The organism is Natronococcus sp. A-GB7 (assembly GCF_029688865.1).
Taxonomy (GTDB): Archaea; Halobacteriota; Halobacteria; order Halobacteriales; family Natrialbaceae; genus Natronococcus.
This window is the reverse complement of the sequence record NZ_JARUKV010000007.1, coordinates 80,866-101,729: the sequence shown is the minus strand read 5'-3', so window position 1 is coordinate 101,729 and position 20,864 is coordinate 80,866. Positions and strand designations below refer to the sequence as shown.

At 67.2% G+C, this 20,864-nt stretch carries 23 protein-coding genes; 5 read left to right on the top strand and 18 right to left on the bottom strand.

What is annotated here, in order from left to right:
- Positions 1-103 precede the first annotated feature (103 nt).
- Entirely contained in the window at positions 104-925 is an 822-nt protein-coding gene (locus QA609_RS08280) for a hypothetical protein (protein ID WP_278302122.1), read from the top strand.
- Between the two features lie 2 nt (positions 926-927).
- Here QA609_RS08280 and QA609_RS08275 read toward each other — a convergent pair whose 3' ends face one another.
- The 9 genes from QA609_RS08275 to QA609_RS08235 form a co-directional block, all read right to left on the bottom strand.
- The gene (locus QA609_RS08275) at positions 928-1,887 is read right to left on the bottom strand and encodes a carbohydrate kinase (RefSeq protein WP_278302121.1); all 960 of its coding nucleotides are present in this window, start codon (positions 1,885-1,887) and stop codon (positions 928-930) included.
- A 49-nt stretch (positions 1,888-1,936) separates the two neighbouring features.
- Complete coding sequence (locus tag QA609_RS08270; RefSeq protein ID WP_278302120.1) at positions 1,937-3,361, bottom strand: TIGR00366 family protein; 1,425 nt, start codon at positions 3,359-3,361, stop codon at positions 1,937-1,939.
- 5 nt (positions 3,362-3,366) lie between these two features.
- Entirely contained in the window at positions 3,367-4,785 is a 1,419-nt protein-coding gene (locus tag QA609_RS08265; protein WP_278302119.1) for a TIGR00366 family protein, read from the bottom strand.
- Positions 4,786-4,951: 166 nt separating this feature from the next.
- Positions 4,952-5,566 (bottom strand): nitroreductase family protein, encoded by a 615-nt coding sequence (locus QA609_RS08260; RefSeq protein ID WP_278302118.1) that lies wholly within the window; start codon positions 5,564-5,566, stop codon positions 4,952-4,954.
- Between the two features lie 122 nt (positions 5,567-5,688).
- Complete coding sequence (locus QA609_RS08255) at positions 5,689-6,516, bottom strand: ZIP family metal transporter (RefSeq protein WP_278302117.1); 828 nt, start codon at positions 6,514-6,516, stop codon at positions 5,689-5,691.
- A gap of 163 nt (positions 6,517-6,679) precedes the next feature.
- Positions 6,680-7,708 (bottom strand): hypothetical protein, encoded by a 1,029-nt coding sequence (locus tag QA609_RS08250; protein WP_278302116.1) that lies wholly within the window; start codon positions 7,706-7,708, stop codon positions 6,680-6,682.
- Between the two features lie 194 nt (positions 7,709-7,902).
- Complete coding sequence (locus QA609_RS08245; protein WP_278302115.1) at positions 7,903-8,976, bottom strand: methionine synthase; 1,074 nt, start codon at positions 8,974-8,976, stop codon at positions 7,903-7,905.
- Positions 8,973-9,977, bottom strand: coding sequence for a 5-methyltetrahydropteroyltriglutamate--homocysteine methyltransferase (locus tag QA609_RS08240; RefSeq protein ID WP_278302114.1), 1,005 nt, complete (start codon positions 9,975-9,977; stop codon positions 8,973-8,975). Before QA609_RS08240 ends, QA609_RS08245 begins: the two co-directional genes overlap by 4 nt.
- A 28-nt stretch (positions 9,978-10,005) precedes the next feature.
- Positions 10,006-10,326, bottom strand: a complete 321-nt coding sequence (locus tag QA609_RS08235; RefSeq protein WP_278302113.1) for a hypothetical protein — start codon at positions 10,324-10,326, stop codon at positions 10,006-10,008.
- 55 nt (positions 10,327-10,381) lie between these two features.
- On the opposite strand from QA609_RS08235, the gene QA609_RS08230 reads away from it, so the two are divergent.
- On the top strand, positions 10,382-10,960 hold the full coding sequence (locus tag QA609_RS08230; RefSeq protein ID WP_278302112.1) for a hypothetical protein: 579 nt from the start codon (positions 10,382-10,384) through the stop codon (positions 10,958-10,960).
- 27 nt (positions 10,961-10,987) lie between these two features.
- Here QA609_RS08230 and QA609_RS08225 read toward each other — a convergent pair whose 3' ends face one another.
- From QA609_RS08225 to QA609_RS08190, 8 genes are all read right to left on the bottom strand, one after another.
- Complete coding sequence (locus tag QA609_RS08225) at positions 10,988-12,211, bottom strand: PQQ-binding-like beta-propeller repeat protein (protein WP_278302111.1); 1,224 nt, start codon at positions 12,209-12,211, stop codon at positions 10,988-10,990.
- A gap of 62 nt (positions 12,212-12,273) precedes the next feature.
- Positions 12,274-12,876, bottom strand: a complete 603-nt coding sequence (locus QA609_RS08220) for a HemK2/MTQ2 family protein methyltransferase (protein ID WP_278302110.1) — start codon at positions 12,874-12,876, stop codon at positions 12,274-12,276.
- Positions 12,877-14,043, bottom strand: a complete 1,167-nt coding sequence (locus tag QA609_RS08215; protein WP_278302109.1) for a mechanosensitive ion channel family protein — start codon at positions 14,041-14,043, stop codon at positions 12,877-12,879.
- A gap of 79 nt (positions 14,044-14,122) precedes the next feature.
- Complete coding sequence (locus QA609_RS08210; protein WP_278302108.1) at positions 14,123-14,962, bottom strand: 16S ribosomal RNA methyltransferase A; 840 nt, start codon at positions 14,960-14,962, stop codon at positions 14,123-14,125.
- A 136-nt stretch (positions 14,963-15,098) separates the two neighbouring features.
- Complete coding sequence (locus tag QA609_RS08205; RefSeq protein WP_278302107.1) at positions 15,099-15,572, bottom strand: universal stress protein; 474 nt, start codon at positions 15,570-15,572, stop codon at positions 15,099-15,101.
- Between the two features lie 136 nt (positions 15,573-15,708).
- Positions 15,709-16,305 (bottom strand): DUF655 domain-containing protein, encoded by a 597-nt coding sequence (locus QA609_RS08200; RefSeq protein WP_278302106.1) that lies wholly within the window; start codon positions 16,303-16,305, stop codon positions 15,709-15,711.
- Positions 16,306-16,350: 45 nt separating this feature from the next.
- Positions 16,351-16,707, bottom strand: a complete 357-nt coding sequence (locus QA609_RS08195; RefSeq protein ID WP_005560011.1) for an RNA polymerase Rpb4 family protein — start codon at positions 16,705-16,707, stop codon at positions 16,351-16,353.
- Between the two features lie 6 nt (positions 16,708-16,713).
- On the bottom strand, positions 16,714-17,022 hold the full coding sequence (locus QA609_RS08190) for a 50S ribosomal protein L21e (protein WP_005560014.1): 309 nt from the start codon (positions 17,020-17,022) through the stop codon (positions 16,714-16,716).
- A gap of 120 nt (positions 17,023-17,142) precedes the next feature.
- Here QA609_RS08190 and QA609_RS08185 point away from each other — a divergent pair, with 120 nt between their 5' ends.
- The 3 genes from QA609_RS08185 to QA609_RS08175 all read left to right on the top strand — a co-directional run bounded on the left by QA609_RS08185 (position 17,143) and on the right by QA609_RS08175 (position 19,683).
- Complete coding sequence (locus QA609_RS08185) at positions 17,143-18,327, top strand: cystathionine gamma-synthase (RefSeq protein WP_278302105.1); 1,185 nt, start codon at positions 17,143-17,145, stop codon at positions 18,325-18,327.
- 42 nt (positions 18,328-18,369) lie between these two features.
- Positions 18,370-19,056, top strand: a complete 687-nt coding sequence (locus tag QA609_RS08180) for an MBL fold metallo-hydrolase (RefSeq protein ID WP_278302104.1) — start codon at positions 18,370-18,372, stop codon at positions 19,054-19,056.
- Between the two features lie 135 nt (positions 19,057-19,191).
- On the top strand, positions 19,192-19,683 hold the full coding sequence (locus QA609_RS08175) for a DUF3995 domain-containing protein (protein ID WP_278302103.1): 492 nt from the start codon (positions 19,192-19,194) through the stop codon (positions 19,681-19,683).
- A 13-nt stretch (positions 19,684-19,696) separates the two neighbouring features.
- Here the strand turns inward: QA609_RS08175 and QA609_RS08170 are convergent, their stop codons facing one another.
- Positions 19,697-20,815 (bottom strand): RNA ligase, encoded by a 1,119-nt coding sequence (locus tag QA609_RS08170; protein WP_278302102.1) that lies wholly within the window; start codon positions 20,813-20,815, stop codon positions 19,697-19,699.
- Between the last annotated feature and the right edge of the window lie 49 nt (positions 20,816-20,864).

Here is a 20,864-nt window from a genome sequence, read left to right as displayed (position 1 = left end):
ACACCGTGTGACCAGTTGTCGCATACCAGCGATATACAACAGTAATTGTAAAAAGACTCTCGTTGTCGCTACACTGAAGGCGATCCGGTCGGAACGCGAGCGTATGACCTCTCTCCTCGAGCGGATTCGGCGACCCGAGTACACCGGCTCGAACCGGTGTTGGCCCTGTACGATCACCAACGGTGCACTGGTCGCGGTCGCCGCCACCGCGCTCGCTCTGGCCCGCCGCCGCCGACTGGCTGCCGCGGTCGGGATCGCCGGAATCGCTTCGATCGGGCTTCGGGGCTACGTCGTCCCGTACACGCCCCGCTTCGCGCCGCAGCTCGCGGGCGCCCTCTCGCTGGATCCCCACGACGTCGACGAACCCGGCTCGCTCTCGGGAGCTGCCGACGGCGACGGGGTCGACGACGACGCGGTCTCCGGCGAGACGGTTCTCGCCGCGCTGGTCGAGGCGGACGTCGTCGTCCCCGACGGCGAGGAACTCCGTCTCGACCCAGCGTTCAGATCGGCCTGGCGCGAGGAAATGCGGTCGCTTCGCGACGACGACCTCGAGTCACTCGCCCGGCTCGCCGACCGACACACCGCGCCCGAAACCGACGTGTGGGTCGGTAGCAGCTTCGGACGGTCCTACCTCGTCCTGCAGGGCGAGGCCGGCGGGATCGTCACCCTCCGCCGGGAGATCGCGGTCGCCGAGCTCGGCGCCGCACGCGCCCTCGAGTCGCGGGTCGACGACCCCGCGATCCGGCGCGCGGCCGGCCGACCGCTGCGCTCGCTGCTCGAGACGTGTCCGCTCTGTGAGGGGGCCCTGGAGATCACGCAGGCGGCCTGCTGTGGCGAGGTGACGCCGATCGGCTCGCTGCCGTCGGAGAAGCTGTACTGCCCGGACTGTAACGTCCGCCTGTTTACGTTCGACCGGGAGCAGTAGCGCTACTCGGCGTCTCTGATCGCCCGAACCGCCTCGCGATCCGGCAGCGCCGTCATCGCACCCGCGGCCGTCGTCGCGGTCGCACCGACGGCGTTGGCGAACGCGAGCATCTCCTCGAGATCGTCTCCGTCCGAGAGCGACGCGATCGCGCCGGCGACGAAGGCGTCGCCCGCCCCCGTCGTGTCGACGACGTCGGCATCGTACCCGGGGTGGCTGGCAGTTCCGGCCCACGGCGCGTCCTCGTCGGCGACGGCGAGCGCGCCCTCCCCGCCCCGCGTCGCGAGGACCGTCGACGGTCCCGCCTCGAGGGAGAGGGCATCCCGGGCCATCTCATCGACGCCCGCTCCCGCGAATCCGAGCGCCTCGAGCTCCTCCTCGGCGGCCTTCAGTACGTCGACGTGGGCCAGCGCCTCGCGAACGACCTCGCGAAACTCGTCGTCGTCGGGCCACAGCTCCGGTCTGGCGTTGGGATCGAACGAGACCGTACAGTCGAGGCTCCCGGCCCGCTCGAGCAGGTCGAGCGTCGCCTCCCGCGAGGAGCCCGCCGAGAGCGCGACCCCGCCCGCATGGACCCACTCGAGCTCCTCGAGTACCGCGTCGTCGATCCGACCGGGCTCCATGCGGGTGTCGGCGGTGTCGTCGCGGTAGAACGAGAACTCCCGGTCGCCGGTCTCGTCGTGGGTGACGAAGGCGAGCGTCGTCTGGGCCGCGGGATCGCGCTCGACGAACCGATCGGGTAGTCCGTGATCTGCGAGGGTCTCGACGAGGTAGCGGCCGAACGGGTCCTCGCCGACGCGGGTCCAGAACAGCGGCGTCCGCTCGAGGCGCTCGAGGGCGACGGCGACGTTGGCGGGCGCGCCGCCGGGCCGTCGGTCGAAGCGCTCGACGCTCGAGATCGGCCCCGGATGCTCGGGCAGGAAGTCGATCAGCGTCTCGCCGGCGACCAGGATGTCGCGTGTCATACGCTCCCGTTGAGCTCCCCGGTGATAAGGAGTTACGAACCGCTCCGGGTCAGAACACGAGCAGCAGTCCCAGCACGACGGCCGAGACGTACAGCGTGACGATGGCGGCGTAGGTCGCGAACTCCCGCCAGTCGAAGCCGTAGATCGAGAGCACGCTGGCAAAGAGAAACGCGAGCCAGAGGTTCGAGACGCCGGCGCCGTACATCGTCGCCACCAGCGCGGGGACCTGCTCGATTCCCGCGGCCGCCACCGCGGGTCCCTGGAGCAGCCAGAGCGAACCGGGGTCGGGCACCAGCAGGCCGAGCGCGAACGCGGCGACGTAGGAGCCGACGTACGGCAGCCCGGTCGCCGCCAGCGCGTCGCCCAGCGGGGCGTACAGCTCCGCCTCCGTCAACAGCGCGAACGTCGCGGCGTACAGCAGGAACGGGATCGCCATGTGGTTGGCCCACCGCGTCGCGTCCTCGGTTTTTTCGCGGAACGCCATCGGCGGCCCCTGCACGGCGAGTCCGACCACGACCAGGCCGAACGCCAGCCAGGGCAGGGTCAGCGCGCCGCCGGTACCGAAGTGCCACCCCAGCGAGGCGACGCCGATCGCGACGACGATCCAGGTGAGCGATTCGGCGTTCTCGAGGCGGTCCCCGGGCTCCCAGTCGACGGGATCGCGAACGGGCGCGTAGTGGTCGAGGGTCTCGGCGATCGAGCCCTCGAGGATACGATCCCGGTCCTCGAGCGGTTCGATCTCGCCGTCGTCGTCGGGCGCCAGCCACACTAACAGGAGCGGCAACGTCAGCACGAGCAGCAGCGTCGGGGCGACGTTCGCCGGGTGGAGGAGGAACTCGCTCATCCCGACCGTCCCGACGTCGTCGACCATGACGTTCGCCAGCCCGGTGTCGTCGGCCGCGATCAGGGCGCCGGGGCTCGAGGGCCCCTGGTTGGCCACGACGAGCGCCAGCAGCCCGCCCGTCAGGACCGACGGGTAGTGAACCGCGGTGCCGTTCTCGCGGGCGCGCTGACAGAGCCGCTGGCCCAGCAGGATGCCGCCGATCAGGCCGAGCGCCCAGTTGAACCAGCCGAGCGCGAGCGAAGTGACCCCTGTCGCGTAGATCACGCCAGTTTGGCTCGTCGGCAGCAGGGCCGCGAGGCGGTCGAAGGCGGCGCCGACCCGCGGCGATTCGACGGCCGAGGCGCTGAGGATCCAGTAGAGGAGCAACAGCATGTGCAACGCGAACAGATCGTAGACGTAGAATCCGCCGCCGAGCAGCTCGAGCTGGGTCGTCGGCTCGAGTTCGGGGACGGTTGCGACGATCGCGAGGATGGCGAGCAACAGCGCGCCGACCAGCGACTCGGGGAAGTACTTTCCGAACGTCGGAACGAACGCGGTCCGGAGGTCGGCCTCGGTTTCGCGGTCAGTGTCGGCAGCGTCGGCGCCGTCCGCGGGCAGTTCGTTCTCCGCCGAGGTTGGTTCTCCCGCCATCGGGATCACCCGAGCACCCCGATCATGAGCGCGCCGGTTCCCATCACGACCCCCGAGAAGACGAACAACACGGCGACGTACCCCATCATGTCACGGATCGTGAGCCCGGCGATACCGAGCACCGGGATCGCCCAGAACGGCTGGATCATGTTCGTCCACTGGTCGCCCATCGCGAACGCGATCATCATGTGGTTCATCTCGGTCCCCTCGATCGACTGGGTCGCGGAGGCGTAGATCTCGCCCATGACGACCCACTGGCCGCCGCCGGAGGGGACGAAGAAGTTGACGATCCCGCCGGAGACGAACACGAGCGCGTACCAGGTCGTGTCGGTGGCGTACTGGGCTGCCGTGGTCGCGATCAGTTCGACCAGCCCCGAGAACACCATGATCCCCATGATTCCGCCGTAGAACTGGAACTGAATGATGATCTGGCTGGCTCCGCGGATCGCCTCGTGGAAGACGTCGATGTAGCTCCGCAACGACATGTGTGCCAGAAAGCCCAGCCCGAACATCGCCGTGATGAGGACGTTGATGTCGAGGACGTCCATGAACGGCTGGGTCGAGAACAGGTAGAGGAGGTAGGCCCAGATGGCGACGCCGACGCCGACACAGACCAGCGTGCTATCGAGCACGGCCGCCTTGAGCCGCGAGTCCCGTAGTCGGTGGGGGCGCTCGCCGACGTCGCCGCCCTGTGCGCCCTCTCCTCGGGCGGCCCGCAACTTCTGTTCGGGGACGGTCGTGACGTTCTCCCGGTCGGGCGCCATCAGCGGCATGAGGACGACGACGACCGCGACGACGGCGGCGATCATCACGAGGTTGATCGGGTGGAAGATCGTCTCCGAGACCGGAATGACCCCCATCGTCTCCTCGGCGAAGTGACCGTCGGTCGCGACGAGCAACAGCGCGGCGCCCGAGAGGCCCTGGTGCCAGGGCAACAGCCCTGCGTAGGCGGCAGCGACCAGCAGCGGGTAGTGTACCTTGATGTCCTTCTCGGCCATCGCGATCCCGACCTCCCGGGCCAGGATCGCGCCGGCGATCAGGACGACCCCCCAGTGGAACAGCCCCAGAAGTTGGCCACAGATCGCGACCACGAAGATCGCCTGGGTCTGACTGTCCGGGATCGAGGCGATCCGGCGCAGCCCCCGCTTGATCGGCGGGGAGTCGGCCAGCGCCCACCCCGTCAGCAGGGCGAGCGTGGCCTGCGTCGAGAACGTGATGACCTCCCAGAACCCCTCACCCCAGTGGGTCGCAACGCTGGCGGGTCCCTCGTCGGTGACGACCACCGCGATGACCATCGTCAGCAGCGTCAACAGCAACGCGAAAATGAAGGCGTCGGGCAGGTACCGCTTGATCAGCCTGCTCGCGACGTCACCTAACTGGGTAAAGAAGCGACCGACCTTCCCTTCCGAGCCGACCGTGCTCATCGTTCGCTCCGGGCGGGCACCGACGTCTGGACCCGCCGTCTCGAAACCGTTCGGCGGTCGTGACTCGGCACTGTCATCTACCGGCTACGGATCCCGAAACCGGAAAAAGATGCAGCCTGACTGGAAGTCTTGCCGGCTTCCGGTCGACGGACGACGGCTCTTCGCCCTACTCGAAGCCGCCCCGGTGAACGATCTCCTCGAGCGGTTTGCGCCCGCTGGGCTGTTCCTGATCGCGGTAGTCGTCATCGAGCGTCTCCGGTGGGGCGCGCTCGCCGAGCGCGAACATCGCCTCGACCTCGTACTCCTCGGGAACGTCGAGCTCCTCGGCCGCGCGCTCGTAGTCGAAGCCGGCCATTCCGCGGATCGCGAGCTCGCGGCGGGCGGCCTCGAGCGCGAGGTTCTGCCAGGCGGCGCCGGTGTCGTAGGAGTGGACCGAGACGGGTTTGCCGTTGTGGTCGAACGTCGTCTTCGAGACGACGACACAGAGCACGGCGGCGTCGGTCGCCCACGCCCGGTTTCCCTCGACCAACAGGTCGAGGAACGTTTCCCACTCCTCGTCCTCGCGGGTCGCGTAGACGAACCGCCAGTGCTGGTTGTTGAACGACGACGGCGCCCAGCGGGCGGCCTCGAACACCGGCAGGTAGTCGGCCTCCTCGAGCGGTTCGCCGGTCATCGCGCGGGGCGACCAGCGGTTGACGAACAGCGGGTCGATCTCGTGATCGGGCTCGCGGTGGGCGGCGACCTCGTCTCGAATCTCGCGTCTCTCGGCGAACTCTTGCATACTCGAGTGGAGACGCTCGCGATACATGGTCGTTCCCGGACGCTCGAGTCACCCGGTAACGGTCGTGTCGTCGGCTCGTGTTCACGCCTCTCTCGGTAGCCGGTAGCGCTGCTCGAGCCGCCTCACCCCAGCGAGATGTCGAGATACAGCATCACGATCACGCCGAGGATCGTTCCGAGAGTCGCGACCCGCTCATACCCCTTCGTGTGCGTCTCGGGGATGATCTCGTCGCTGATGACGAACAGCATCGCGCCCGCCGCAAACCCCATCGCGTACGGCAGGAGTGCCGAAACCGAGACGACGGCGTAGGCGCCGAGCACGGCCATCGGAATCTCGACGATCCCTGCCCGCACGCCGGCGAGGACGGCGTAGAACCGCCTGTCAAGGCCCGCGTTGACGGCCGCCAGCGAGACCGCAAACCCCTCCGGGACGTTCTGGATGCCGATCGCGAGCATCAGCGGGATCGCCGTCTCGAGGTCGCCGCTGCCGAAGCCGACGCCGACGGCGAGTCCCTCGGGCATGTTGTGGAGCGTGATCGCGAGGATGAAGAGGACGACGGCCGCCAGCCGCTCGTCGTCGACCGGGAGATCGGTGCCCGGATCGGCGGCGTCTCGGCGCCGCCGACCGGTGAGCAGGAAGTGGGCATGGGGGACGAGCAGGTCCGAGCGGTCCAGAAACAGGGCTCCGAGCGCGACGCCGACGAGGACGGGAATCGGGTTCCCGTCCGAGTAGGTTTCGATGCCGGGGATGATGAGGCTCGTAAAGCTCGCAGCGAGCATGATCCCCGCGGCGAAGCCGAGCGCGGCGTTCATCGCCCGCTCTGACGGATCGCGCCAGACGAAGATCAGCGACGCGCCCAGCAGGTTCAGCGTGGCGATAACGAGCCCGCCGACGAGCCCGTGTACGATCGGATCGGAGCCGAACAATTCCGTGAACAGGTCGACTACCACGCGCTCCACCTCGGCTGCGTATCCCCGCTGTCGAGGCGACGGCGGCGATCGAACGGACAGCACCGCCGCTTTCGATGAGCCATGACGAAACTCGATACACCCTCGAGCGGAAAGAAACGACAGGCACGCCGCACCACATACAATTGACGTGGCGCGTGGAACGCTACTTTTCCCAGTCGATCGCGTCAGTCCGCTCCGCCTGACGAAGGATGAACGGCCCGAGCGAACCGGTTCGTTTCGAGATCGTCGCGATCCGCAGCACGTAGGCCGCGAGAAGGAAGAAGGGGACGAGCGTGATCGTCGTGCTGGCGCTGACGACCCACACCATGTTATCGACGCCGAGGAACGTCCCGGGGACGGAGTCCGGCTCGAGGTACAACACCGTCGCCGTCGCGACGACGACGCCCGGTAGCCCGGCGTACAGTATCGAGCGCGTGAGGCGGACGAGCTCCCACTGGAAGTACAGCGATTTGAAGTGCTCGAGCGCCGGACCGAACAGCCGCAGGGCGTCGATCAGCTCGTCGAAGGTCTCCAGTTCGTCGTCCTCGAGACTGTCCTCGTGTTCGTGTCGAAGCCGCCTGACCGCGTAGATCTTCCAGGAGTAGTTGTAGTTCAACCCCGACCGGAGAACGCCGAACTCGCCGAACCTGGAGGTCTCGAGCTGCGAATAGATCTCCTCGGAGTTTCGACAAACGTTCTCGACCAGGCGATCGGTTCGGCGCCGAAGCGTCTCGTCGGCGTTGTCGGCGACGGCCTCCTGGAGCGCCTCGGCCCGTTCGCTGCTCGTCTCCACGAGCGCCTGCAGGAACTGGGAGGGATCGGGCGGACCGACCGTTTCGAACAGCTCCTCGACGCTGCGTCGGTACTCCATCGCCTCGTTCATCCACGCCTGCTGGTCGCCCAGCCGACCGAGTTCCTGTGAGAGCACCAGCTGGTTGATCGAGACGACGAGCGTCACTCCGGTGAGGATCGCGGCTATCAGCGCCTGGAACGCCGTATCTACCGGCGAGCCGTTTGTCATCATCTCCCGGAGCGGCAGGGCGACCGCTCCGAGTCCGACGAACGTGGCGAAGGCCGCGGCCGAGAGAAGTCCCGCGAGTAGCCACCGGTTCGCGTCGAGGAGGATCCAGTGGGCGATCCGACTCTCGCCGGTTCGCCCCCTGAGCGTATCCGTCGACAGCGGGTTTTCCATACCGGTCGTTCAGCCTCCGGATGAAAAGCCGTTGAGCTTGGAAGCGGAATCCGTGGGTGTCGAAACGCTCCGCTCCGTCCGGTGTAAAAATAGAAATCCGTCGCTCGAGTCGTCACACGGACTGTTGTGGCTCAGTTCCGGTGTAACCGCGACCGTCTCGCGGTTGTGCCGGGAAACCGTTCCAACAGATCGTCTCAGTCGTCGGCGGGCGCCGGCTCGCCGCGTTCGACGTCGATCTCGCCCGCGTCGAGGGCGGCCTCGACGTTGCGGGCGGCCTCGACCATGTTCGCCATCTTGCCGTAGGCGACCTCGCGGGGCAGCAGCTTCACGCCGCAGTCCGGCGAGACGACGAGCTGCTCCGGTGGAACGACCTCGAGTCCCTTCTTGATGTTCTCCTCGATCTGCTCGACGGATTCGACCTCGCCGACGTGGACGTCGGTGACGCCGAGTGCGAGATCCTTCGTAAAGTCGGGATCCTTGAAGACGTCGAGCTGGTCGTAGTCGCCGTTGGCGAGCTCTAAGTCGAACTCGTCGACGGGGAATTCCAGAATTTCGGGGTAGATCCGGGAGTAGTCGCCGTAACAGACGTGGAGGCCGATGCGGACTTCCTCAGGAATGTCGGCGACGATGTGCTCGAGCGCCTCGCCGACGATGGCGTGGTCGTCCGGTGTCGTCGCGAGCGCGGGCTCGTCGATCTGGATGTAGCGCGCGCCGGCGTCGACGAGCTTTTCGATCTCCTCGTTGACGAGGTCGGCGAGCGCCAGCGTGAGCTCGTCGTCGTCGTCGTAGGCCTCGTTAAAGGACCAGTTCGCCAGCGTGTAGGGGCCCGTGATCGGAACCTTGACGGGACGGTCGCTCGCCTCGGCGACGAATTCGTACTCGTCGACGAGCCAGCTGTCGGTGTACTCGACCTCGCTTACGACGGAAGGTTTGTCGAAGTAGTTGTGCCCCCAGACTTTGACGGGGCCGTTGAACTCGTAGCCCTCGATGCGGTGGGCGAAGAACTCGACCATCTCGTTGCGTCGCATCTCGCCGTCGACGACGACGTCTAAGCCCGCGCGCTCGTGTTCGTTCGTGATGAGCCGCGAGGCGTCGTCGAGGGCCTCCTGGTAGTCGTCGTCGTCGAAGCTGTGGTCGGGGTCCTGGTGGAGCTCCTTCGCGCGGTTGAGCCACTTGGGCTTCGGGTAGGAGCCGACGACGGTCGTCAGCAGGAAGTGATCGTTCTCGTGATTCTCCGGTCGGAACTGATCCTTGTTCTCGTTGCTCATGCGGCTTTCACCTCCGCGAGGTCCGCGGCTTCCGCGAGGACGGCGAGTTTCTCCTGGAACTTCGCGTAGGGGAGGTAGAACGTCTCCGTGTTCGTCGTCAGATACACCGTCTCGAACTCCGAGACGGGGACCTGATCGTACACCCAGTCGACGCGGTCGCGGATCGCCTCGGCGTCCTCGACGAGGGTGTTCTGGCCGTCGGCCAGCCCGAGCGAGAGCTGGTCGGTCGCGCCGTACTCCTGGAGGTTGTAGACGTTGTCGTCCTGGTCCGTGACGAAGTCGAAGCCGACCGCGTCGATGTCGGCGTCGAGCAGGTGCGCGTACACCTTCTCCTCTAAGGCGCCCCAGTAGGGCTGGACCACGACGTCGGCGTCGGTCGCGCTTGCGACCGCGTCGATCGCCTCGCTGGCGCGCTCGTCGACGCCGTCCTCGGGGGCGTTCTCGACGAGCGACGGCTCGAGCAGGAACAGCGTCTCGTGGTCGGGGAAGGCGTCGACCTCGCCGGCGAGGAACTCGCCGACCGCGGCGAGGAACTCCTCGTCGTCGCCGTAGTGCTCGTCGGTCGCGAGGTCAGCCAGCGAGTACGGACCGGGCAGAACTGCCTGCAGGTCGTCGTCGCCCGAGAGCTCCGCGGCGGCCTCGAGCTCGTTCGCAACGTCGCCCGAGAAGTCGAGGTCGCCCTGGACGACGGGGTCGCGATAGAAGTTGTTGTTGTCGTAGTAGCGGACGATCCCCTGGGTGTCGACGGCGTCGTGGACGGCCAGCGGATGGGCGAGCATGTCGTCCCAGCGAAGCTGGCCCTCGCTGACTCGGTCGAGGCCGGCCTCCTGCTGTACCTCGATCACTTCCGCGCGAGCCTCGTCGTAGGCCGCGGTGATCTCCTCGCCCTCGTCGCCGCTGACGAGGTCGCCCTTCTGGTGACCCTTCAGGTCCGAGAGGTCGTCTTTCGCCCAGTCCGGGAGCGGGAAGAGCCCCGGCGTGGTCGAGACGTATTCGGTCATCGTGGACGCGGCTAGGCTATGCCGGGGCTTAATATTTTCCATCCGATCTAATACACTGGAGTAATTCCCGTACGTTTCCGGGGGATGGCTCCCCTCCCGTCTCCGGCCACTCGAGGACCGAACGAGGAACTATACTCCCGGCTTGCGGACGGTCAGTATGGCCCTCACCGTCGACCACGTCCCCTTCGCGTTCGCGGACCTCGAGGCGATCACCGCGGAGTTCGAGCGACTCGGTCTCGCTCCCGAGTACGGCGGCGCCCACGACAACGGCGTCACCCACATGTCGGTCCTCGGCTTCGACGACCGGTCGTACGTCGAACTCATCGCCGAGCGCGACGAGGGCGACCACGAGTTCTGGCCCGAGCACATCCGCGCGGACGCGGCCGGCCGCGTGGTGCGTCCGCGTGTCCGATATCGTCGACGAATGCAGGCGGCTGCTCGAGCGCGGCATTCCGGTTCGCGGCCCCCTGCCCGGCGCCCGCGAGCGCGAGGACGGCACCCTCGTCGAATGGGACCGCGCGGAGTTCGGCCGACCCGATCGCCGGCTCCTGTTCCCGTTCGCCATCGCGGACCGAACGCCCCTCCCGTACCGAGTCGAGCCATCGCCGAGCGTCGCCGACGGACCGCTCTCGGGGATCGGGCAGGTCGTCCTCGCCGTCTCCGATCTCGAGGACGCGATCGATCGGTTCCGTACTGCGTACCGCATCCCAACGCCCGTCCGAAGCGAGGTCCCCGCCTTCGGAACGGTTGCGTCGGTGCCCGGCCAGCCCGTCGCGTTCGCCGCAAGCGAGGACGGCTGGCTCACCGACCGACTCGAGCGCTTTCCCGACGGTCCCTGTAGCTGTCTCCTCGCGACCGACGATCTCGCGGCCGCACGCGAGACATACCCGTTGGAGAAAATCCAGGAGTGGCCCGACGGCCGCGTCGCCTTCTTCGACTCCGAACTGCTGGGCCGACGGCTGGGCGTCGTCGAACGGGTCTGAGACCGGCGAGCCGTCCTCGAGTCGGCGCTACTCGAGTGCCACTAACGCGACCTCGTCGTCGTCGATCTCCGCGACGACGTAGAGCACACCGTCGTCGAGGATCGGTCCGCGACCGACGGCACCCTCGAACTCGCGTTCGAATCGGATCGCCGGCCCGTCGCTCGGGTCTCCGGTCGGCGCGGGATCGAGCGCCCAGAGGCGGTCGCCGCCGACGAACACCGTCTCGCGACCGACGACCGGTGCCGTCCGGCTCGAGTCGCCGATACCGAACTCCCAGCGGCGCGACCCCGAGTCGGCGTCGACGGCGCGCAACGTGCTTCCGGCGACGGCGAGGACGAGATCGTCCGCGACGGCGAGACCCGTCGAGACCTGTCCCGTTTCCGCGGCCCAGGCCGTCTCCGAGACGGTGTTGCCGGTGTCGTCGACCGCCAGTGCGTACGTCTCGCCGTCGTGGCACGGGACGTAGACGACGTCCTTATCCGCGGTTGGAGGACCGCTCGGGCGGGCGGGCAGCTCCCACCGGGCGTGCGCGACGCCGTCGTACAGGGCGTACACCATCCCCGCCTCGGTCGCGACGGCGACGCCGCGAGGACCCGCGTAGGCCGGGTGGTCGAGGGCCTGACCCAGGAGGTCGCGTCGCCAGCGCTCGGAACCGTCCTCGGGGTCGAGTTCCAGGATCCGTTCACCGACGCCACAGAGCACCCCGTGTCCCCTGATCGTCGCCGGCGCCGTAACGCTGCCCGGTGCGTCTAGCTCTCGGCTCCAGCGCTCGTCACCGGTCTCGGCCTCGAGGGCGGAGACACCCTCGTAAGTCGAGACGTAGGCGGTTCCCTCCAGAACCAGCGGCGGTTTCCACGCGTCCTCGAGCGTCCACAGTTCGCTTCCGTCGTCGGCGTCGAGGACGCGCAGTCCCCTGTTCTCGACGAAGTAGACGCGCCCGTCGGCGACGATCGGTTCGGCGAATCCGATCTCGGGAACCTCGACGCGCCAGCGTTCCGAAACGCCGTCGACGGGTGCCTTCCCGTCCGCGATGGCCCGCGTGTTAGCGGCGTTGCAGCCGAAACTCGACCACGAGCCGTCGGCGCCGTGGACGCTGTTGCTCGGATCGGGTTCCTCGTCGACGCCCGAGTCCGGTGGTTCGCGGGGCTCCGGCGATTCGTCGGTGTCGGCGCTCAGAAACCGCGAACAGCCGGCGAGCAGCGCGCTGCCGGAGCAGGAAGCCGCGAGAAACACGCGTCGTGAGGGAGTCATCGTGTTTCCCACCTGACGTAGCGAGCAAGTGTTTTCTGCTTCAGCCTCTCGCTCGAGGACGGTCAGCGAAACAGTTCGAGCACCGTCAGCGTCTCGAAGGGGAAGGAGTGGTCGGCGACGGCGGCGGCGCTAAAGCCCTCTTCGCCCGCGCGCTCGACGACCGCGTCGACGTCGGTAAGGCTGCTAACTAGCAGGTAGACGGAGCCGTCCGGAGCGAGTACGCGGGCGACGCTCGAGAGGAAGGGGTCGATGATCGCTCGCCCGTCCTCGCCGCCCGACAGCGCCCGTTCCATCCAGTCGTCCCACTCGGTGTCGGGTTCGGTCGGCAGGTACGGCGGATTGAACGTGACAACGTCGAACGCGTCGTCGACGAACGGCGAGACCAGGTCGGCGCGAACCGTTTCGAGTCCCTTCTCCCGCTCTCGCGCCTGGCGAACCGCGTGGGGATTGAGGTCGGAGGCGATTACGCGTGCGTCGGTCTCCTCGGCGATTCGGCCGGCGACGTAGCCCGAGCCCGTGCCGACCTCGAGGACGGTTCGTCCGCTCTCGTCGCCACCACGCGAATCGCTCGAGAGGCGCTCACAGACCGCGTCCGCGAGCAACTCCGAGTCCTCCGCGGGCTGGTAGACGTCCGTCTCGACTCCGCGTCGTTCTCCGAGATCCATTTACTCTTCCTCCGGTGGTGACGGCTGCCGTCTGTCGTCGGTCGGTTCTCGGTCCGTCCGCGTCGTCGCCTCCGGTTCACCCTCGTCGGCGACTCGGAAGCCGCCGGTTTCGGCCCGCCCCGAGAGTTCGCGCTGCGGGTACGGGATCTTGATCCCCGCCTCGCCGAACGTCTCCTTGATCGCGTGGATCGCGGCCGTCCGGGCCTCCGCGTGGCGTCTCGCGCTCGGTTTGTCGATCCAAAAGCGCACGCCGAGGGTGATCGCGGAGTCGCTGAACGACTTCGTGACGACCTGCGGCGAGGGGGCGCCGATCGACTCCTCGAGATCGGCGACGGTCTCTCTTGCGAGTTCGCTCGCCTCCTCGACGTCCGCCGCGTAGTCGACGCCGACGTCGATCTCGACTCTGAGTCGGCCCTGTTTCGAGCGGTTCGTGACGACCTCGCTCGCGATCACGTCGTTGGGAATCATGATGAACTCGCCGTCGAACGACCGAATGCGGGTGTTGATGATCGAGATGTCGGTGACGATCCCCTGATCGCCCTCGACCTCGATCCAGTCGCCGATCTCGAACGGTCGCGCGAACATCAGCACGAAGCCGGCGAGGATCGTTCCGAGGACCTGCTGGGCGGCCATCCCGATGATGATCCCGAGGAAGCCGGCCCCGACGAGCAATCCGCCCAGGTCGTCGATCCAGAGCGCGAGGATCACGATCACCGAGACGGTCAGGATGATCACCTGCGAGAGCCGGTGGGTGACCTCGCGCTGGTGGTCGGTCACCGCCGCCGCCGACCCGAGCACCTCGTCGATCAGGCGGTGGACGACCCGCGTGACGATCAGCGCGGAGACGCCGATGACGAACGTGACGACTGCGCGGGCGACGGCGTCGCCGCCGATATCGTACTCCGTGGCGATGAATCGAAGCTGGTCGGTCTGCCCCCAGACGCCGACGATCGCCGCGAGCGCGAACAGGAAGGTTCCGACCAGCACCGCCGTCGAGACGATGTCGCTGTACAGCGGTCGTATGCGCTTCTCGAGACGCTCCTGGAGCCGCTGGAAGGAGAGCACGACGGCGACGAGCGCACCGATCGCTACAAGCGTCACCGCGATCCGAAGCGGCGTCGCCTGAAAGACGTCGGCCAGCCAGTCGAGTCCCGTCGTCTCGGTCATCGTTCCGTTCTCGAGCGAGTCGGCGATCCAGCTACCTGTATCCGTCGGTCAGTTCGTTTCGTGAGCCGTTTCGATCGTATTAGCCCTCGGCCGGTTCGCCCACCTCGAGCGCCAGCGTCGCCAGCTCGGCGAACTCCGTCGGCGTCATCGCGTCGGCGCGCTTCTGCAGGAGGTCGTCGTCGGCCGCCTCGACGACCGCATCGGGCGCGTCGAGATCGGTGATGTGGGCAGTGTTCCGGATCGCGTTGCGGATTGTCTTGCGGCGCTGGGTGAACATCGCCTTCACGAACCGGAGGAAGAACTCCTCGTCGTCGACCGCGTAGTCGGGCTCGCGGGGCTCGAGTCTGACGACTGCACTCCGGACCGCCGGCGGCGGCGAGAACGCCTCCTTCGGGATCGACTCGACCAGTTCGGGCTCGGCGTAGTGCTGGGTCGACACCGAGAGCCGACCGTACTCGCTGGTTCCGGGGTCGGCGACCATCCGCTCGGCGAACTCCTGCTGGAACATCAACACGAGGGGGCGCTTCTCGGGGAGCAGCCGGAACGTGATCTCGCTCGAGACGCCGTAGGGGAGGTTCGAGACCGACGCGGTAAAGTCGGGCAGATCGACCTCGAGGGCGTCGCCCTCGAGCACCGTTAGCCGGCCGTCGTCGATCTCCTCGGCGAACTCCTCGCTGAGGAAGGCGGCGAGTTCGCGGTCGCGCTCGACGACGGTCACCTCGTCGGCGACCGCGAGCAGGCGGTCGGTCAGCGCGCCCGTTCCGCCACCGATCTCGAGGACGTGGCTCGTATCGGCGTCTATCTCGGTCAGGTAGGTCGGCAGTCGATCGAGGACGCGGTCGTCGACCAGAAAGTGCTGGTCGTGGTCCGGATCGCCGCGAACGCCGGCGCGCGCGATCAGGCCGTCGGGATCTCTCATTGCCGGTGCTAGCGGCGGGGGCGGTGTAAACGCACCGTCTCGGCTTCGGCGTCGTGTCGTTTCGACTGGTGGACGGCCGACCAGGGCTTGGTAGAGCGATGGACTCGGGAACTGACGATCAGGATCTGGCTGATGGCTACGACCGGTCGCGGACGTACGTCACCGGACACGGGGCGTTGAGCATGATCTTCTGTGCGGTGCTGCCGAATACCGCCTTCCCCGCGGGCGAGCGCTTTCGTCCGCCGACGATGATGTTGTCGGCACCGGTCTCCTCGGCGATCCGGAGGATCTCGGACTCGCGGTTGCCGACGGCAGCCCTGATCTCGACGTCGACGCCGGCCTCCTCCAGGCGGTCGACGATATCACTGATCGGTTCGATATCCCTCGCGATCTTTTCGGACGGGAGGTCCCGGCTCTGCGCGTCGAACCCGATCTCCGCGATCGCATACGGGTAGTTCTTGCCGTCGACGTCGTGTTCGTCGGCGCTGACGACGTGTGCGACGACGACGGTGGCGTTGGCCGGCTCGGCGACATCGATCGCGTGGGAAACGAGTTCGTCGACTCGTTCGGTATCGCTCGTTCCAACTGGAAGCAGGATCGTCGAGAGCATTGGTACTACTTTTCACGTTTCTGTGTTAAACGTACTGGATACCGCAGTTGCGACGTCGAACGGCCGGATCTCCCGCTCCGTTCGGACCGCCCGATCGAACGCCCGGACGCCGTCCCGACGATCGGTGCTCCTCCCCCTACCCCTGGTTCTGGTCCTGCTGGCGGCCCACGAACGTCCGGTACTTCAGGTCGTCGTCCCGGAGCTCCTCGAGGATGCGCTCGACGAGGATGTCGCTGGGGTCGTGAAGCCCCGAGACGCGCTCGGAGAGCTCCTCGAAGCTCTCGAACGGTTTTCGCTTTCGCTCGTCTAAGATGCCGTTTCGCAGCTTCTTGCCGATCCCCGGCAGCAGGTTCAGCTGGTGGAGCCGCAGCGTGATCGGCTGGGCGTCGTTGTAGAAGTCGACGAACCGCTCCTCGTTTTCCTCGACGAGATCCTCGACGACGTACTCGAGTTCGGTCTGGGCGCCCGAGGAGAGCTCCCCGTACTCGACCGCCTGGCAGTCGACGACGACGTCCCGTTCGTCGGCCGGCTCGATGACGACCTCGCTCCCGATAGTGAGCCGGGTGTCCTCGTCGAACGCGACCTGATAGAGCCCGAAGTCCTCGACGTCCAGTGCGTACCCCGCCGGCGACTTCGCGTACTGCGGTCGCCCGTCGTCCGAGAGTCCGTGTGCGAGGTAGTCCAACACGACTGCGCGTCGAACGTCCGTCTCGTCGCTATCGACTTCGCTCATTGGCCGAGGGTACGGCGACGTTACACTTAAAGAATCGGCCCGCCGTCAGGCGTACTTCGCGACGACGTCGAGAATCTCGTCGAGTTCGTCGCCCGACAGCGAGTAGCGCTGCTGGGCGTACACCGATCGGAGCTCGTCCCGGTTGCGGGGCAGGAGGTCGGTGATCTTGTAGGCGGTCGGCTCGTCGACGTACTCGAGTTCCTGCAGGTCCGCGACGAGTTCGAGAGATTCCTCGGGCTCGAGGACCGCAAAGCGGTTGGCGTGTTCGATCGCTCGCGCGAGCTCGTAGCGCAGCTCGCGGTCCTCGTCCATCGCGCGCTCGGTCTCGATGTCGGCGAGCAGTTCCTTCGTTTCCGAGACGGTCAGGAACTCCTCGTCGACGATCTCTTTGAAGATCGTCATCGGTTCTCAGACCTGAACTTCGTCCTGGTCCTGTGCGCGGAGGTGAGCGGCGGTGACGATCACGGTCTTGTCCTTGCCGCCGTCGGTGATCTGTACCTTGAAGGCGTTGCCCTGTTTCCCGAGGACTTCGCCGGTGAGCCCGTCGAAGCGGGGGTGGAAGCGGCCGTTCTGGACGCTGGGGTCGATCTTCAGGTGGACTTTCTGTCCCTCGTCGTACTGCTGGATCGCGCGCTGGGGCGGCGAAGCGCCGCGGTCTCGCGGATTGTTCGAGAGCTTGTCCCGGGTTCCTTGGCGAGGTCCATTAGAGTTCGGCATAGTCGTACGGCTCCCTTACCTCGTGACAGTTATAAAACGCACGTTTGTTCCTCGAGCGCGCCCGTCGCCGACCGAGAACGAACGGCAAGAGTAACCCTCCCCGACCTCGTTGGGCCGGATATGGACGACGACCCCGCAAGCGACGAGCACGAGCGCTTCCGGTTCGAGACCCGATCGATCCACGCCGGACAGGAACCCGACGCGGACACCGGCGCGCTGATGACGCCGATCCACGCCAACTCGACCTACGAGCAGGACGCCCCCGGCGAGCACCGCGGCTACGAGTACTCCCGGACCGGCAACCCCACGCGTACGGACCTCGAGGCGAACCTCGCCTCCCTCGAGAACGCCGACCACGGCCGGGCCTTCGCCAGCGGGATGGCCTCGATCAACACCGTCCTCAACCTGCTCGACTCCGGCGACCACGTCGTCACGGGCAACGACGTCTACGGCGGCACCCATCGCATCTTCACGCAGGTGTACGAGGACTACGATATCGAGTTTACGTTCGTCGACATGACCGATCTCGACGCCATCGAGGCGGCGTTCCGGGAGAACACGGAACTGCTGTGGCTCGAGACCCCCACCAACCCGCTCATGTCGGTCGTCGATATCGAGGGCGCTTCCGAAATCGCCCACGCCCACGACGCGCTCTGTGCGATCGACAACACGTTCGCGACGCCGTACCTCCAGCGCCCCCTCGAGCTGGGCGCCGACATCGTCTCGCACTCGCTGACGAAGTACCTCGGCGGCCACTCCGACGTCGTCGGTGGCGCCCTGCTGACCGACGACGCCGATCTCGACGAACGCTTTGGCTTCTACCAGAACGCCGTGGGCGCGACCCCGGGCCCCTTCGAGAGCTTCCTCGTCCTTCGCGGGACCAAAACGCTGCCCGTCCGGATGGATCGCCACTGCGAGAACGCCCGGCAGATCGCCGACTGGCTCGCCGACCACCCGGACGTCGATCGGGTCTACTACCCCGGGCTCGAGTCCCATCCCGGCCACGAGATCGCCCGCGAGCAGATGGACGACTTCGGCGGGATGCTGAGTTTCGAACTCGACGCGAGCTTGGAGGAGACGAGCGAGGTCGTCTCGAACACCGACGTCTTCACCCTCGCGGAGAGCCTCGGCGGCGTCGAAAGCCTGATCGAACAGCCCGCGCCGATGACCCACGCGGCCATCCCGCGCGAGGAGCGACTCGAGGCCGGACTCACCGACGGCCTCGTCCGCGTCTCGGTGGGGATCGAGCACGCCGACGACCTGATCGCCGACCTCGAGACGGCCATCGAGTCGGCACTGCGCTGATCGGCCACAATCCTTTCCTCTCGGCGTCTCGAGCCACCGGCCATGAGTACCGATAGAGAGGATCCCGGCGTCTACCTCCTGCCGATCACCGTCGACTACGGCGGTCGCGAGCTGACGGTCACCCCGACGGCCGTCGAGACCGACCGCGGGCTGGTCCTGATCGATGTCGGCCCGCCGGGAGCGGTCGACGGGCTTCGAACTCACCTCCGCCAGCTGGGGTTCGACCTCGAGGACGTCTGGCTCGTGCTCCTCACCCACCACGACGGCGACCACGTCGGCGGGCTCGCGGAGCTGCTCGAGCGGATCGATCCGATCGTCGTAACCCACCGCAAGGAGGCGCCGTACGTCCGCGGCGATCGGGACCCGATCAAGGGCGATCCGGACGCGTACCGAGCCACTCTCGTCGACCTGGAGCTCACCGGCGGTGCCCGGGTGCCGACGGTTGCGGGGCCGATGGAGGTCGTCGAGACGCCCGGACACTCGCCGGGTCACGTCTCCCTGCACTTCTCCGATCACGACCTGCTGCTGGCCGGCGACGCGCTCGTCGCCGACGGTGAGAAGCCGCTGTCGGGTCCGAAACCGGAGTTCACGCCCGATATGGAGCACGCGACGGAGTCGGTCGGCCGGCTCGCCGACCTCGCGGTCGAGCAGGTCGTCTGCTTCCACGGCGGCCACGTCGCAGCCGGGAGCGAGCGACTCGCGGAGATCCACGAGGAACTGCGCGGTTAATCGGGATCGACGAGCACCGGGTTTCGACCGAAACGCCCGTCGAGCGCAGCGACGTCGTCCGCTCGGCGTGACTGTCGAACACGCCGCCTGTGCGACTGACAGCGCTATGCTCCCCGCTCGAGTAGGAGGCGTACCGTGCCGTCTCACCGCTCGTCGACGATTCAGATCGCGTACGCGGCCACCGGCTGGTGGGTCGCGTTCGCGGCGCTCAGCTTCTACTGGGCGGCCGGCGGGACGTTCGGGGTTTCGACGCTCGGCGAGGGCATCGGCTCGCTCGCGGCGGAGCGAGAGCCCTGGTTCGTCGCGACGGTCACGGCGACGGGCGTCCTGAAACTCGTTCCGGCCGTGCTCGCGCTCTCGTTGATCCGACCGTGGGGTGACCGGCTTTCGCGTCGGCTCCGCGTCGTCGCGGTCGGCGGACTGGGCGTTCTCTCGATGTTGTACGGCGCGGTCGGGATCGCGGCGAAACTGCTCGTGCTCGCCGGTATCGTCGACCCCGGCGGAATCGACGCTCGAGGGTTCTGGGGACATCTCCTCGTCTGGGATCCGGTCTGGGTGCTCGGTGGTGCGTTGCTGTGCGCCGTAGCGGTACGCTCACGCCGAGAGCCGAGCGACGAACCACACTGACGTCGCCTCGCCATCACTCCGTAACGACGTGGCCCTCGAGGTAGTTGCGGATCTTGTCGTTGCTCGACTGGACCCGCTTGCAGAAGGTGAGGACCCGATCGCCGTCCTCGCGGCGGTCGCTCTCGATCTCGAGGGTCAGTCCCTGGTCGCGGAGGTGCTCGAGCAGGGCGTCGACCGTTTCGGGGCTGGCGCGGACGGTGTGGCGCTCGCCGACCGAACCCCCGTCGTCGACGGTGTCGATGGCCTCGCGCATCGACAGCAGGATCGCCTCGCCCAGTTCGTGAGCGCGCTCGCAGGCGTCCTCGCCGCGCTCGTCGGCCTCGATCGTCCGGAACCCCTCCCGCAGCAGGCGCCGGAACATGAACGGCTGTCCGTAGTCGAACGGCAGCGAGAACGCGTACGCGAGGTCGCTCCGGGTCGAGACCGACGTCGTGTACTTCAGCAGCCTCGTCGCGTCGGGCGAGCGCATCACGACGCCCTCCCGGCTCTCGGCCTCGAGTTCCTCGACGATCCCAAGCACCTCGCCCGCCGCCTCGTCGACGTCGTAGCTGCCGAACAGCCGGGTCTGGGGGACGCCGTACCGATCGTAGCGCTCGCGGCGCTCTCCGACGGGGAGGGGCTCACCCGACTGTCGATTCCGCCAGTCGAACGCCCGAAACGCGAGCGAGTCGACCTCGGGGTAGTCGTGGGCGGTGTAGGGGTTCTCCGGGCCGATCATCTCGCCACAGACCATCGCCTCCGGGTGGTCGTCGAACAGCGCCTCGAGGTCGACCAGGCGCTCTATGATCCGGGTCGTGAAGGGACAGACCATCCCGCTGCGGGTAAACGCCAGTTGCTCGCCCTCGAGGCGGACGACGCGGACGTTGTAGCCGTTGAGCTTCTCCTCGACGACGACTCGATCCTTGAACTGGGTCGGGATCCCGGTCTCGAGGACGAGGGTGCGGGGCACCTTCGGGAACCCGCGGACGACCTCGCCCCCGATCAGGGCGGTTCCACGCTCGATCCCGCGGCGGTAGTCCGGGACGTGGCGGTACTCCCGACCCTCGTAGCTGCGGTCCTCGAGGTGGTCCTCGAGACCCTCGAACGCAGATTCGCCGATCCCGAGCGGTCTGTGGTACTCGGTATCACTCATCATGAAGGGGGTACGACGGCGAGCGAAATAACTGCCGGGGCGCTCGAGG

Excerpts from the sequence above, each read along its gene's own strand:
- QA609_RS08280 (WP_278302122.1), top strand. The coding sequence starts at position 104 with ATGACCTCTCTCCTCGAGCGGATTCGGCGACCCGAGTACACCGGCTCG.
- QA609_RS08275 (WP_278302121.1), bottom strand. The coding sequence starts at position 1,887 with ATGACACGCGACATCCTGGTCGCCGGCGAGACGCTGATCGACTTCCTG.
- QA609_RS08270 (WP_278302120.1), bottom strand. The coding sequence starts at position 3,361 with ATGGCGGGAGAACCAACCTCGGCGGAGAACGAACTGCCCGCGGACGGC.
- QA609_RS08265 (WP_278302119.1), bottom strand. The coding sequence starts at position 4,785 with ATGAGCACGGTCGGCTCGGAAGGGAAGGTCGGTCGCTTCTTTACCCAG.
- QA609_RS08260 (WP_278302118.1), bottom strand. The coding sequence starts at position 5,566 with ATGCAAGAGTTCGCCGAGAGACGCGAGATTCGAGACGAGGTCGCCGCC.
- QA609_RS08250 (WP_278302116.1), bottom strand. The coding sequence starts at position 7,708 with ATGGAAAACCCGCTGTCGACGGATACGCTCAGGGGGCGAACCGGCGAG.
- QA609_RS08245 (WP_278302115.1), bottom strand. The coding sequence starts at position 8,976 with ATGAGCAACGAGAACAAGGATCAGTTCCGACCGGAGAATCACGAGAAC.
- QA609_RS08240 (WP_278302114.1), bottom strand. The coding sequence starts at position 9,977 with ATGACCGAATACGTCTCGACCACGCCGGGGCTCTTCCCGCTCCCGGAC.
- QA609_RS08225 (WP_278302111.1), bottom strand. The coding sequence starts at position 12,211 with ATGACTCCCTCACGACGCGTGTTTCTCGCGGCTTCCTGCTCCGGCAGC.
- QA609_RS08220 (WP_278302110.1), bottom strand. The coding sequence starts at position 12,876 with ATGGATCTCGGAGAACGACGCGGAGTCGAGACGGACGTCTACCAGCCC.
- QA609_RS08215 (WP_278302109.1), bottom strand. The coding sequence starts at position 14,043 with ATGACCGAGACGACGGGACTCGACTGGCTGGCCGACGTCTTTCAGGCG.
- QA609_RS08210 (WP_278302108.1), bottom strand. The coding sequence starts at position 14,962 with ATGAGAGATCCCGACGGCCTGATCGCGCGCGCCGGCGTTCGCGGCGAT.
- QA609_RS08205 (WP_278302107.1), bottom strand. The coding sequence starts at position 15,572 with ATGCTCTCGACGATCCTGCTTCCAGTTGGAACGAGCGATACCGAACGA.
- QA609_RS08200 (WP_278302106.1), bottom strand. The coding sequence starts at position 16,305 with ATGAGCGAAGTCGATAGCGACGAGACGGACGTTCGACGCGCAGTCGTG.
- QA609_RS08195 (WP_005560011.1), bottom strand. The coding sequence starts at position 16,707 with ATGACGATCTTCAAAGAGATCGTCGACGAGGAGTTCCTGACCGTCTCG.
- QA609_RS08190 (WP_005560014.1), bottom strand. The coding sequence starts at position 17,022 with ATGCCGAACTCTAATGGACCTCGCCAAGGAACCCGGGACAAGCTCTCG.
- QA609_RS08185 (WP_278302105.1), top strand. The coding sequence starts at position 17,143 with ATGGACGACGACCCCGCAAGCGACGAGCACGAGCGCTTCCGGTTCGAG.
- QA609_RS08180 (WP_278302104.1), top strand. The coding sequence starts at position 18,370 with ATGAGTACCGATAGAGAGGATCCCGGCGTCTACCTCCTGCCGATCACC.
- QA609_RS08170 (WP_278302102.1), bottom strand. The coding sequence starts at position 20,815 with ATGAGTGATACCGAGTACCACAGACCGCTCGGGATCGGCGAATCTGCG.